The following is a 13,061-nucleotide window of genomic DNA, read 5'->3' as shown; positions in this document are numbered from 1 at the left end:
TTATTTTAGTTTTTTTAAGTTTTTGGGTTGATTTGTTGTCCAAAAAGGATTTAACTTCGCTTGAAACTTCCTTGTTTGACAGCAATTAAAAATTAAAACTGAAATTGTAAAACAAACGTTATTGTCAGATAGAAGAAGTTACTATATTTGTATATTCAATATTTTTCTGTAAAAGAGTTTTGCTTTCTAAGTTAAATGGCTTGAATGAAAATGATGTGTTTCTAAAAGAAATACTATTGGGAAAAATAATAATCAAATAACAATTAAAATAACGAAGATGGAAGTTACAGGAAAAATTAAAGTCGTTAATCCAGAGCAACAAGTTAGTGCCTCATTTAGAAAAAGAGAATTAGTTGTTACTACAGAGGAGCAATATCCTCAACATATTTTAGTTGAGTTTACACAAGACAAATGTGATTTGTTGAACAATTACAATATTGGCGAAGCAGTAAAAGTTTCTATCAATTTAAGAGGTAGAGAATGGGTAAATCCACAAGGAGAAACAAGGTATTTTAATAGTATCCAAGGCTGGAGAATCGAGAAAATGGCTGCTGAAGCACCTTCTGCTCCAATGCCAGCTGCTCCTGCTTTTGCTCCAGCAACAAACTTAAACGAAGACGAGCCAGATGATTTGCCTTTCTAAGAATTAAATTCTGAATTTATAAAATTCCAAATTCCAATTAACTATTTTTTAATTGAAATTTGGAATTTCTTTTTTTGATTTGATTTTTGTCATTGCCATTGAAATTTTAAAAATGTTTTACTTATCCGAAGACTTATTTTTTCCGTCAGTTCATTTAGCTCATTCTTCTGGAATTATTGGGATAGGAGGCGATTTATCTCCTGAACGTTTACAATTAGCTTATAAAAGCGGTATATTTCCTTGGTTTGAAGATGCTGAGCCAATAACGTGGTGGTCGCCAAACCCAAGAATGGTTTTGTTTTTAGACGAATTGATTGTTTCTAAAAGCATGCGAAATATTCTGAACAGAAATATTTTTAAGGTAACATTCAATCAGAATTTCAGAGAGGTGATTTCGAATTGTCAGAATGTAAAACGTGACGGTCAAAACGGAACTTGGATTACAAATGATATGATTGAAGCTTATTGTAAATTACACGAATTGGGTATTGCAAAGTCAGTTGAAGTGTGGCAAGATGACATCTTAGTCGGCGGTTTGTATGGCGTTGATTTAGGACATGTTTTTTGTGGTGAAAGTATGTTTTCTTTGGTTTCGAATGCTTCCAAAGTGGCTTTTATTGCTTTAGTTAACCAATTAAAAAAGGAGAATTACAAACTGCTCGATTGTCAGGTTTATAATTCTCATTTAGAAAGTTTAGGTTGTCGCGAAATTGAGCGCGAGGAATTTATGGCGATACTTAAAAATAGTATTTAATCTGTGTTACTTTTTTTACCGCAAAGGGAACAAAGTTTTTTCGCAAAGATTCACAAAGAAATTTTTAAGATTTTTTGAATTTCTTAAATCCGTGTTCTTTTTTAAAGTTACTTCTAGAAATTCAACTTCACAAAACTCCAATCCAAAGTTTTAAACAATACTAATTCATTTTTTAAACTGGGTAAACCAATAATTAATTTCAAAGTTTCGTGCGCCATCATCGTGCCTATCATTCCAGGTAAAGTTCCTAAAACACCATTGAAACTGCAATTAGGTACATCTTTAGGGTTAGGCGGTTCCGGAAATAAATCACGCAAATTTTTACTTCCCTGATGATTGAAAACAGCAATTTGTCCTTCGAAACCTAAAATACTGCCATAAACCAGTGTTTTTTCTAGAGTCACACAAGTATCATTGACTAAATAGCGGGTACTAAAATTATCAGAACCATCGACTACAATATCAAAATCAGCTATTATTTTGGAAGCATTTTCTGTGGTTAGTTTTTCTTCGAAAGCCTGAACTACAATTAACGGATTTAGCTTTTCAACAGTCGCTTTTGCTGTTGTCGCTTTTGGTAATCCTATTTGGTCTTCGGTATACAAAAGCTGGCGATGTAGATTATGAATTTCTATTTTGTCAAAATCAATAATGCCAATAGTTCCCACTCCTGCGGTCGAAATGTATTGTAAAATAGGACAGCCTAAACCGCCTGCACCAATGACTAGAACTTTGGCTTTTTTTAGTTTTTCTTGTCCCTCATCGCCAATTTCAGGTAAAATCACTTGGCGATTGTATCTTAAGAAATCTTGTATTACGCTCATTATATCTGCAATCTAAAATCGTTAATCTAAAATCTAGAATCAAAAGTTCTATCCCAATCTTTCCAAACGGGTTCGTATCCAGTTTTTGAAATAATATTTGCAATTTCAAAAGAAGTGCGTTCGTCACTAATCTCAAATTGTTCCAAAGATTGCGGATCCACTACATAACCGCCAGGATTGGTTTTGGAACCAGCACTCATACTCGTTGTGCCAAGCGGAATAATATTATTTCTGAATTTTTCATTCTCGCGAGTCGATATGGAAATCTCTAAATCCTCATTCCATAACCGATAAGCACAAATCAACTGCGTCAAATCTTTGTCGTCCATGATAAAATTAGGTTCAATAATTCCTTCGGCAGGACGCAATCTCGGGAAAGAAACAGAATATTTGGTTTGCCAATAGGTCTTTTGCAAATAATCCAAGTGTAAAGCATTAAAAAAACTATCGGTGCGCCAATCTTCTAATCCTAACAAAACGCCCAAACCTATTTTGTGAATTCCTGCTTTCCCAATTCGGTCTGGTGTTTCTAAACGAAAATCGAAATTGGATTTTTTTCCTTTAGTATGATATTGTTTGTAAACTTCCTTGTGATAGGTTTCCTGATAAACCAAAACGGAGTACACTCCAGCTTGGTGCAATTGTTCGTATTCTTCTGTGGTTAAAGGCTGGACCTCTACAGAAATAGTCGAAAAATCATTTTTTATTTGTTCAATAGCATTCAAGAAATAATTTATGTTTACAGTATAATTAGCTTCTCCCGTTACCAATAAAACATGATCAAATCCTGCTTTTTTCAAAGCTTCGATTTCTAATTTTATTTCTGAATCCGTAAGGGTTTTTCGTTTGATTTTGTTGTCCAGACTAAAACCACAATAGGTACAAATGTTCTGACATTCGTTACTAAGATACAGTGGAGCATACATTTGGATTGTTTTCCCAAATCTTTTTTTGGTCAATTCATGACTTAGCTGCGCCATTTGTTCCAAATACGGCTGAGCAGCAGGCGAAATCAAAGCTAGAAAATCATCGAGATTTCGTTTGGTTTTCGTTAAAGCATTTTCTACTTCCTTTGCGGACGTTTGAAAGATCTTGGTTTGAATTGTATTCCAGTCGTATTTTTCAAAAACCGATTTGAATGTGTTCATTGGATTTGGTTTTTTACTACAAAGAGTTTTTACCTATAATTTTTTCACCGCAAAGGGAACTAAGATTTACGCAAAGTTTGTTAAGCGGAGGTTTTTATTTCTGACTAAAAAGTTCGCAAAGCTTTGTGAACTTTGCGAAAAAACCTTGCGAACTTTGCGGTAAAAAACTCTTTGTGGTTAAATGATTATTCATATAAAAATGCCGTCAAAGGACTTGAAGCCACCGCTCGATTTACCTTTTGTGCTAATTGGGCTTCGTATGCTTTTCGTCCTGCAATTACCGCTGCTGCAAAAGCTTCAGCCATCAGTTTTGGATTTCCCGCTACAGCAATAGCAGTATTAACTAAAACAGCATCAGCGCCTAATTCCATTGCTTTTGCGGCATCAGAAGGTGCTCCAATTCCTGCGTCGATGATTACAGGGACTTTAGATTGTTCGATAATAATTTCTAAAAAATCGATTGTTTTTAATCCTTTGTTACTTCCAATTGGTGAACCCAAAGGCATTACGGCTGATGTTCCGGCATCTTCCAAACGTTTGCATAAAACAGGATCGGCATGAATGTATGGCAAAACGATAAATCCTAATTTTGCTAATTCTTCGGTGGCTTTTAAGGTTTCAATCGGGTCTGGCAAAAGATATCTTGGATCGGGATGGATTTCTAGTTTAAGCCAATTGGTTTCCAAAGCTTCTCTAGCTAATTGTGCTGCAAAAACAGCTTCTTTCGCATTTCTTGCTCCCGAAGTATTGGGTAATAAATTGATTCTCGGATGTTTTAAATGCGATAAAATAGCATCGGTATCGGTTTCTAAATCGATACGTTTTAGCGCTACGGTAACCAACTCGCTCCCAGATGCCAAAATAGCTTCTTCCATTTGTTGGTTGGAACCGAATTTTCCTGTTCCTAAAAACAAGCGTGATTCAAAGGTTTTATCTCCTATTTTAAACAATGACGTTTCCATATAATTTCTCGTTAAGTGCGGTTATTAATTTTGTTTTATTATCACTTTTTGTAATCAACCCAGAAACGGCAATACCATGAATTCCTGTTTTTATAATCGAATCGACATCGTCAGTCAAAATGCCTCCAATTGCGTAAATTGGTGTTTTTATTTGATGTTCTTTTAATAGTTTCAAAATGTTTTGGTAACCATCTAAACCTAAAATCGGACTTAGTTTTTCTTTGGTTTTTGTAAAACGAAAAGGACCTAAACCTATATAATCACAACCCTTTTGTACATGATTTTGGATGTCTTCGAAGGTGTTGGCTGTTCCGCCGATGATTTTTGAATTTCCTAAAATCTCTCGGGCCTTAGCTATTCCCATATCGTTTAATCCTAAGTGTACGCCGTCAGCATCAATTTCATTTGCTAATGCTACGTTGTCGTTGATGATAAAAGTGGCTAAGTATTCCTGACACAAGATTTTTAAGGCTTCCGCCAAAGTGAAAGTGTCTTCGGAAGTAGCATTTTTGAAACGCATTTGAATCCAATCGCAACCGTGATCCAAAGCTTGATGAATGTTATACAATTGTTCTTCAACTGTATTTCCTTGTGATATGTATTGTAAACGATTAAACATAATGATATCCTATTTGAGTTGGGTTTGACAATAAAAAGTTCTCAGTATAACTTTTCGCATTTTTACAGGCTGTTAAAAGCTCTTGGTCTAATGCCAAATTAGCGGTAATTGCTGCTGATAAAACACAGCCCGAACCGTGTTTTGGGTGAATTTTGGCGTTTTTAGACTCTAGTCTAAAAAATTGATTTGATGTATGTAAATAATCGGTACCAATTTCCGTGGGATGATGTCCTCCTTTTAATAAAATAGTACAGTTTTTGGATAGTTTTTCGGTAATAACCTCGATTGATTTTTCTTTAGAATCTAATTTTAAAATTTCATCATAATTAGGTGTTATTAAATCTATTTCGTTTAAAATAGCAACCAAATCGTTTTGATTTTCAATTTTCAAAAGATCAAATTCAGTGGTGGATTTTAAAACGGTGTCCCAAACTATTTTTGTTTTTGGCGAAAGCTTTTTGATCAAAAAAACAACTGCTTTTAAATAATTTAAAGAAGGAACAATACCAATTTTCACGGCTTTTATGTCGTAAGAACTAAATATTTTTTGAACAGATTGCAAAACAAAATCCAAATCCGTCCATTGTATGGCTACAAATTCATTTTCGGTTTGAATTGTGTTTGCCGTATTAATGGCAAAACCATACACCTGATGTTGTTCGAAAGTTTTAATATCTGCCAAAACTCCAGCGCCAGCCGAAGGATCAAAACCAGCAATGCTTAGTACAAAAGGACGATTTGTTGACATAATTCGAAATTTTTTATGGGTTGGTTGGTGTTCCAAATAGTGCCTAAAAGGGCTACATCATCAAAACCAGCATCTAGTGTTTTTTTTATATTCTGAGCTTCGTTTCCTCCTAGCGCTACGAGTTTTGTGTTGAAATTGGTTCTTTCTTTTATTGCTTCTAATAAATCAATTTTTGAGCTGTAATTTTCTTTTGAAATACTTTTATAAACAGGGCTTAAAAAAGCATATTCGTAGTCGTTTGATAGTGAATTAAATTCATCTATCGAATGAGTTGATGTTGAAAAAGTATTTTTTTGAGGAATAACCCTGTCAGAGTTAAAAACTCTGACAGGGTTCATATGAATTCTATTTATTCCTAATTCTAGCGCTAATTGATGATGGCTGTGTAAAACCATTTTGTAGCTATATTCCAATCCAATTGCAGTGACAAAAGTTTTGATTTCTTCCGCTGAAAAATCAGGTTTTCTGATATGAAGCAACTCCAATCCAGACTCAAAAAGAGCATGAATGGTTTTGATTTCGTTTGCTATTTGAATTGGACTTGTGATTACAATCATTTTTAGATTTAAAGATTTAAACATTTAAAATGGTTTAAATTCAAGAATTTTTAAATTGTTAAATCATTTAATTTTTCAATTATTCTAAATATAAATTTCTTTTCCCTGTTCCACAAACTCTTCTGATTTTGCTGCCATTCCTTTCTCGGCTTCGGCAACGTCACGAATTTCCTGAGAAATTTTCATAGAGCAGAATTTTGGTCCACACATCGAGCAGAAATGCGCTACTTTAGCACCATCCGCAGGTAAGGTTTCATCGTGAAATTCTCGAGCAGTATCTGGATCCAATGATAAGTTGAACTGGTCTTCCCAACGGAATTCGAAACGGGCTTTGCTCAGCGCATTGTCGCGGTATTGTGCTCCTGGGTGACCTTTGGCTAAATCGGCAGCGTGAGCTGAAATTTTATAAGTGATTACTCCGTCTTTAACGTCTTTTTTGTTAGGTAAACCAAGATGCTCTTTTGGTGTAACATAACACAACATCGCACAACCATACCAGCCAATCATTGCTGCTCCAATAGCAGAAGTAATGTGGTCATAACCCGGAGCAATGTCAGTAGTTAATGGACCCAAAGTGTAAAATGGAGCTTCGTCACAATGTTCCAATTGTTTGTCCATATTTTCTTTAATCATGTGCATCGGTACGTGACCTGGACCTTCAATAAATACTTGTACATCATGTTTCCAGGCAATTTTTGTCAGTTCTCCCAGTGTTTCTAATTCGGCGAATTGTGCGGCATCGTTGGCATCTGCAATAGAACCCGGACGTAAACCGTCTCCCAATGAAAAAGCAACGTCGTATTGTTTCATAATTTCGCAAATCTCTTCGAAATGAGTGTACAAAAAGTTTTCTTTATGGTGGAACAAACACCATTTGGCCATAATCGAACCGCCACGAGAGACAATTCCGGTAACACGATTAGCTGTTAAATGAATGTAACGTAATAAAACACCCGCGTGAATAGTGAAATAAGAAACGCCTTGTTCTGCTTGTTCGATTAAGGTATCGCGGAAAATTTCCCAAGTCAAATCTTCGGCTACACCGTTTACTTTTTCTAATGCTTGGTAAATTGGTACTGTTCCAATTGGCACCGGAGAATTACGGATAATCCATTCTCTGGTTTCGTGAATGTTTTTTCCTGTGGATAAATCCATAATGGTATCAGCACCCCAACGACAAGCCCAAACGGCTTTTTCTACCTCTTCTTCGATGCTTGAAGTGACTGCGCTATTCCCAATATTGGCATTAATTTTCACTAAAAAATTACGACCCACAATCATTGGTTCGCTTTCCGGGTGGTTGATGTTGTTGGGGATAATAGCACGTCCTGCTGCAATTTCGCTACGAACAAATTCGGCTGTAATTTTGCTTTTTGGTGTATTCGCTCCAAAACTATGTCCTGCGTGCTGGCATTGCATCGCTTTGGTTTGATTTTCTAATAGTTCAATACGCTGGTTTTCACGAATGGCAATGTATTCCATTTCGGGAGTAATAATTCCTTTTTTTGCATAATGCAATTGGGAAACATTCGCTCCTTTTTTGGCACGCATTGGTTTGTGTAAATATTCAAAACGCAAGTGATTTAGCTTTTCGTCAGTCAAGCGTTCTTTACCATAATTTGAAGTGATTTCGGTTAGTTCTTCTACATCATTACGGTCTAGAATCCATTGTTCACGGATGCGAGGCAATCCTTTGCGAACATCAATTTCGATATTGGGATCGGTGTAGGGACCAGAAGTATCGTAAACAGTTACGGCTGGATTTTTTTCTATTCGGCCATTTGATAGTTTAGTATCTGCAAGCGAAATTTCGCGCATAGCGACTTTTATCGGGTGAATTTCTCCATCGATATACACTTTTGTCGAATTTGGGAAGGGTTGTCTTGATATTTTTTCTTCGTTGTTCATATTTGTGAAGTTATGAGTTATGTGTTGTGAGTTATACGTTTTCGAGTATTCTCTAGTTTCTAGGAATAAATTGGAATTTGGAGTTTATCCCGAGGCTTCGGGATTGGAATTTAAAAATGACTATCCTCCTTGTGTAGCAGAAATAATTAAAATATCGTCAGTTTCGGATAGGAGGTGGCTATTCCAGTTTGATTTTGGAATAACGTTATTGTTGATGGCTACGGCAATACCGTTTTGTTTTTGTGGAATTTCAATATCGAGCAAGGCTTGAATGCTTAGTGCATCTGCTTGAAATTGTTTGATTTTGTTGTTGATTTTTAGTTCCATTCCTTTAATTTTTTAGATAAAAATACTTTAGGAATGGCTACAGAGTGCCCAAAAAATGGGACTATGGAAGTCATCTTACTTTTCCCTACGCTAGTATGAACTAGATCAGGTTCAGAGGGTAAAATCTCAGCCTGCGATTGCAGACACCCCTAAAGTTGTTTGACAAATGTAATGAAAAAGTTAGAAAAAAGATTTTAGAAGTTAGAAGTTTAACAATTTTATACTGAATACTTCTAAACTGAACACCGTTTGCTATTTTCTTGTCCAGCAATCGGCTATATGGTCGTTAACCATTCCAGTGGCTTGCATGTGTGCATAAACTACAGTGGAACCAACAAATTTAAAACCACGCTTTTTTAAATCTTTGCTAATAGCATCCGAAAGTGGTGTAGTGGAAGGAATCTCTTTTAGGCTTTGGAGTTTGTTGTCAATGGGTTTGCCATCTACAAAGTCCCAAATGTATTTCGAAAAGCTTCCAAATTCTTCCTGAATTTTCATAAATGCAATAGCATTAGAAACTGCAGAATAAACTTTGAGTTTGTTTCGAATAATACCTGAATCCAAAAGCAATTCCTGTATTTTGTCCTCAGAATATTGAGCTATTTTTTTGTAATCGAAATTGTTAAAAGCTTTGCGAAAATTTTCTCTTTTGGATAAAATCGTGTACCAACTTAAGCCTGCTTGAAAGGTTTCGAGTATTAAAAATTCGAATAATGTTGGGTCGTCATAAACTGGAATTCCCCATTCTTCATCATGATATTTTCGATATAAATCGTCTTTTTCGCACCAAGGACAACGTGTTTTGTTTTCCATATTATTTACTATGAATGTATTTTTCAATAATTGAACGGCCAAGGTATATTAGTGGCGTGAGTAAAATAGCAATGATTAATTTTACAAAATACCCAGTAAATGCCGAAGCAATGTAATCGGATGTAGAAATTTTTCCGGTCATCCAAAAAGCAATTCCCAATACAATAAAACTATCAAATAATTGTGAGATTACTGTTGAACCAGTACTTCTTAGCCAAATCATTTTGTTTCCTGTTCTGTTTTTTACAAAATGAAAAATGCTAACATCTATAAATTGAGAAACTAAAAATGCAGTAATACTTCCTATAATAATCCACATACTTTGACCAAAAACACCATTGAATTGGGTATCCGTAACAAGTCCTTCGCCTTTTACGGCAGGAATTTGCAGCGCAGCATACAACAGCATAAAACAATAAGCGATAAGACAAGCGGTGATTAGGGATAGTTTTTTTACTCCTTTTTGACCAAAATATTCATTGATTAAATCGGTGGTTAAAAAAACAACGGGCCAGGGTAGAATACCGACACTCATTAAATAAGGTCCTATGTAAATGAGTTTTCCGCCAATTAATTCGGCAACAACGGCATTGGTGATAAATATTCCAGCGAGAATTAGATATACCATGTCTTTTCTGGATTGAAACATACTTCTAGTTTTGGTTCAACCAAATTTAGTTTTTTATTTTTAGAAACTAAATTATTGCATTCTGTAGAAATCAAATAAGTCAGTTCCATTTTAAAGTAATATAAAATGAGACTGACTTATTTAGTTTAAGTTCTATAACCCGTTGGGTGAAATTATCAAAAACGTCAGTTCGAGTTTTTTTTGCGTAATGAATGAAGCGAAAAATGTATCGAGAACCGTTTTCTATTCAATATTTTCTTGTTCTCGATACAAATTTTCCGAAAAAGCTGTCGCGTTTTCTGAAAATTCACTCGAACTGACGAAAATTTAATATCCAAAAACAATTTCACCCAACGAGTTTCTATAGTATTTTTCTACATTATTTTGAACTATTCAAAGGTGATTGGTATTCAATGGTCTTTAAAAAATCATTGTTTTAGTATTTTGGTTTTCGGTATGCTGTATGGTGAATTTATTGGTTTTAAGGTCGGCTTCTAAGTATGCTATGGTAGTATTGTTGCTCCACTTGATAACCATTGAATCCTCATTTGAATCCTCAATTTCTACTTTGCCTAAAAATGCACTTGAAGTGTTTCTTAAACGAATGATCTCCAATTGTTTTTTTACAACATCTGTTTTTAGTCCATGCTCAATGTCTTGTAGACTTAATGTGGTACGGTTGATTTCTTTGTGACCTGCACTGCCACCCTGATCTGCTGCTTCGTAATTATTTTTTCCAGCAAAAATATCGAGATACCAAACTTGAGGTATTCCAGGCATAAACATTTGGATAGCTCTGGCCAACAGTAATTTTTGTTCGTCTTCGCCTAATGCACTAAAAAATGTTGCATTTACCTGATAATAGGATATCTTTTTCCCCGATGGATCATAAAGATTTTTTACACGACCACCACGTTCTATGATGGTACTCATGATGTTTTCTATAGCCTCATCTTCTAATAATCCTTTGTAGTGCACACCGTTTATGTCCTTTCCTTTTAAATCTAGAACAGGAATACCGTCGTGACAACCCAGCATGTTAACGGTCTTGTATCCTTTGGAAATAATTTCTTTTGCCCAGCTGAGTAAAGCTTTGCTGGATTTATTTTCTATGGTGTGTATGGTCAATCCCGGCAGGAAGAAATCATATATAGTATAGCCTTCGTTCGCTACTTCATCGTGTAGATGTAAACCATACTCTGCATGAATTTCAGGCAAGAGGATTAAATTATTTTTGTCTGCAATTTGTTTGATTCGCGCTAAATATTCCCAAGTGCCCGGTTTGTTAAAGAAGTTCGATTCGCCAATTTGCTTGTGTAAATAAGCAAAAGCATCTAAGCGAAGGATATTGCAACCATAGTCGTTTAGTTTTTTTAGGGTTTCTTCGTAAAAATCCCACACTAATGGCGATGCAGCATTTACATCCATTTGTCCTAAATAGGACCGATTTTGTTCAACGATTTCCAGAATTCCCTTTTTAAATGGAGTGTTATTTTCGAAATCAATAGTGCTTATTTCTTGGTTTTGCTCAATGGCATCGTTTATTTTTTTAGCAATAATGATGCGTTCCTCTGCTGTAAGTTGCTCTATGTTTTCTAAATCAGAAACAGCAATTTTATTGTAGCTTATTTGTTGATAAAAGGTATTCCAATAAGGTTGTTCTGTTCCATCTGGAAAGCGTACTTTCAAGATAGGCAAGCCTGATTTTCTCATAAAAAGTTTGTTCAGAAAATCTTCATTTGGAATGATGATACCTTCCTCGTTTTTTTCTCCGTTTCCTTCCCAGAACTCGTTCCAGTTAATGAAGAAATCTTTATACAGAGATTGATTTCCATTTTTAAGCAAATCTTTAAATTGAGGTGATGCAACCGACAGGTGGTTCAATACAATGTCAAATTTTAATTTAACATTGAGTTCGTTTAAGGCATCTAAATCTGCTGACGTAACTAAATCAGTATTAATGTTGTAATCTATAATAGAAAAACCTCTGTCTAAATCGCTATTAAAAAATGTAGGCAACACATAGAATAAAGAAAAAACATCTTTAAACTCTGGTTTTTGAAGCATACTTATAGTGTCACACAGCTTGGTTCCAATACTGTCAGGATAGGCGTTAAGCATAACACCATTAGTTATTGTTTTGTTATTTTGCTCCATGATGCTTTATAATACTTTATAATAGTTGAGATAAGATATTGATATTGTCTGGTAATCTACCTACATTTTGCAGTTTTAGTGCAGCTAATTTTAGAGCAATATCAAGACATTCATTAATTGTTTTTTTCTTAATGTAGGCAAATAGAAATCCGGACCAAAACGCATCTCCTGCACCAGTTGTATCAATCACTTTGTCAATTTTAATTGCTGGTAATTGAATAATTTCTTTTCCTTTTTGAGACAGTTTGACACCTTTGCTTCCTAACGTTAGACAAACGATATCAACACCAGCATTGTGGAAAAAGTTAAATATTTCTTCGTGTGCTAGTTCTTTTTCAAAAAGGCGTAACATATCATCTTCACTAATTTTTATTAATGGATTGAATTTACAATAGTTTTTGATTACTTGAAGTGCTTCTTCTTGACTGTTCCAAAGTTTTTTAGCATAATTGACATCGATGCTCAGTTGACAACCTAAGTTAAACGCTTCTTCTGCTTTTTTTAAAATGGTTTCTTGTGCTGGTTTCTTGCTTAAAGCAAAACATGTGGTATGAAATATCTTAGTTTTAGATAATGTTTCTTTAGATATTTGTTCTTCATCAATACAATAATCGGCCTCTCGATACGGAATAAAATCTGGGGTTCCTTCGGATCTTGATACAAAAATCACGCTGGTAGATTTATTATCAAGGCATTTGATATGATCTGTATTTAAACCAACGCTAGATAGTCTGTCAAAAATGTAAGTTCCAAAACCATCTTTTCCTACCGTTGCTACCATGGTGGCATTTAAACCTAATCTAGAAGAGTTCATAGCGACATTTGTAGGAGAGCCTCCTAAATAACGGTGGTAATCTCTAGTGTTATCAATCATAACTCCAGATTGATGCCCAATGAAGTCGATAAGAACTTCACCCACACAAAGGATATCTATGTTATTCATAATTGTTTTTTTTAATGGTTTTTCTAAGTA

The 13,061-nt window shown here is 34.9% G+C and carries 14 protein-coding genes and 1 riboswitch; of the genes, 2 read left to right on the top strand and 12 right to left on the bottom strand.

Annotation, left to right across the window (positions count from 1 at the left end; genetic code table 11):
• Window positions 1-277 precede the first annotated feature (277 nt).
• Together AAGV28_RS03705 and aat are read left to right on the top strand one after the other, a co-directional pair.
• Entirely contained in the window at window positions 278-643 is a 366-nt protein-coding gene (locus AAGV28_RS03705; protein ID WP_373405474.1) for a DUF3127 domain-containing protein, read from the top strand.
• Between the two features lie 112 nt (window positions 644-755).
• Entirely contained in the window at window positions 756-1,397 is a 642-nt protein-coding gene (gene aat, locus AAGV28_RS03700; RefSeq protein WP_373405473.1) for a leucyl/phenylalanyl-tRNA--protein transferase, read from the top strand.
• Between the two features lie 113 nt (window positions 1,398-1,510).
• Here the strand turns inward: aat and AAGV28_RS03695 are convergent, their stop codons facing one another.
• The 12 genes from AAGV28_RS03695 to AAGV28_RS03640 all read right to left on the bottom strand — a co-directional run bounded on the left by AAGV28_RS03695 (window position 1,511) and on the right by AAGV28_RS03640 (window position 13,031).
• Complete coding sequence (locus AAGV28_RS03695) at window positions 1,511-2,221, bottom strand: HesA/MoeB/ThiF family protein (RefSeq protein ID WP_373405472.1); 711 nt, start codon at window positions 2,219-2,221, stop codon at window positions 1,511-1,513.
• Between the two features lie 26 nt (window positions 2,222-2,247).
• Window positions 2,248-3,369 (bottom strand): 2-iminoacetate synthase ThiH, encoded by a 1,122-nt coding sequence (thiH, locus tag AAGV28_RS03690; protein ID WP_373405471.1) that lies wholly within the window; start codon window positions 3,367-3,369, stop codon window positions 2,248-2,250.
• A 185-nt stretch (window positions 3,370-3,554) separates the two neighbouring features.
• Window positions 3,555-4,331 (bottom strand): thiazole synthase, encoded by a 777-nt coding sequence (locus tag AAGV28_RS03685; protein ID WP_373405470.1) that lies wholly within the window; start codon window positions 4,329-4,331, stop codon window positions 3,555-3,557.
• A complete protein-coding gene (locus AAGV28_RS03680; protein ID WP_373405469.1) occupies window positions 4,312-4,950 on the bottom strand; it encodes a thiamine phosphate synthase in 639 nt (212 codons plus the stop codon). The genes AAGV28_RS03685 and AAGV28_RS03680 overlap by 20 nt, the downstream gene beginning before the upstream one ends.
• Complete coding sequence (locus tag AAGV28_RS03675) at window positions 4,943-5,698, bottom strand: hydroxymethylpyrimidine/phosphomethylpyrimidine kinase (protein ID WP_373405468.1); 756 nt, start codon at window positions 5,696-5,698, stop codon at window positions 4,943-4,945. The genes AAGV28_RS03680 and AAGV28_RS03675 overlap by 8 nt, the downstream gene beginning before the upstream one ends.
• A complete protein-coding gene (locus AAGV28_RS03670; RefSeq protein ID WP_373405467.1) occupies window positions 5,671-6,279 on the bottom strand; it encodes a thiamine phosphate synthase in 609 nt (202 codons plus the stop codon). Before AAGV28_RS03670 ends, AAGV28_RS03675 begins: the two co-directional genes overlap by 28 nt.
• A gap of 60 nt (window positions 6,280-6,339) precedes the next feature.
• Window positions 6,340-8,163, bottom strand: coding sequence for a phosphomethylpyrimidine synthase ThiC (gene thiC / locus AAGV28_RS03665; RefSeq protein ID WP_373405466.1), 1,824 nt, complete (start codon window positions 8,161-8,163; stop codon window positions 6,340-6,342).
• 120 nt (window positions 8,164-8,283) lie between these two features.
• Window positions 8,284-8,490, bottom strand: coding sequence for a sulfur carrier protein ThiS (thiS, locus tag AAGV28_RS03660; RefSeq protein WP_373405465.1), 207 nt, complete (start codon window positions 8,488-8,490; stop codon window positions 8,284-8,286).
• Between the two features lie 65 nt (window positions 8,491-8,555).
• Window positions 8,556-8,651, bottom strand: a riboswitch (TPP riboswitch).
• 91 nt (window positions 8,652-8,742) lie between these two features.
• Window positions 8,743-9,303: a DNA-3-methyladenine glycosylase I gene (locus AAGV28_RS03655; RefSeq protein WP_373405464.1), complete on the bottom strand. Its 561-nt coding sequence runs from the start codon at window positions 9,301-9,303 to the stop codon at window positions 8,743-8,745.
• Window position 9,304: 1 nt separating this feature from the next.
• Entirely contained in the window at window positions 9,305-9,952 is a 648-nt protein-coding gene (locus AAGV28_RS03650; RefSeq protein WP_373405463.1) for a queuosine precursor transporter, read from the bottom strand.
• A 399-nt stretch (window positions 9,953-10,351) separates the two neighbouring features.
• The gene (locus tag AAGV28_RS03645; RefSeq protein WP_373405462.1) at window positions 10,352-12,088 is read right to left on the bottom strand and encodes an alpha-amylase family glycosyl hydrolase; all 1,737 of its coding nucleotides are present in this window, start codon (window positions 12,086-12,088) and stop codon (window positions 10,352-10,354) included.
• A 16-nt stretch (window positions 12,089-12,104) separates the two neighbouring features.
• Window positions 12,105-13,031: a carbohydrate kinase family protein gene (locus tag AAGV28_RS03640; RefSeq protein ID WP_373405461.1), complete on the bottom strand. Its 927-nt coding sequence runs from the start codon at window positions 13,029-13,031 to the stop codon at window positions 12,105-12,107.
• Window positions 13,032-13,061 lie beyond the last annotated feature (30 nt).

It is taken from the genome of Flavobacterium zubiriense (genome assembly GCF_041729725.1).
Classification (GTDB): domain Bacteria; phylum Bacteroidota; class Bacteroidia; order Flavobacteriales; family Flavobacteriaceae; genus Flavobacterium; species Flavobacterium zubiriense.
The sequence above is the reverse complement of the archived record's forward strand: the minus strand, read 5'-3'. Positions and strand labels throughout refer to the sequence as shown.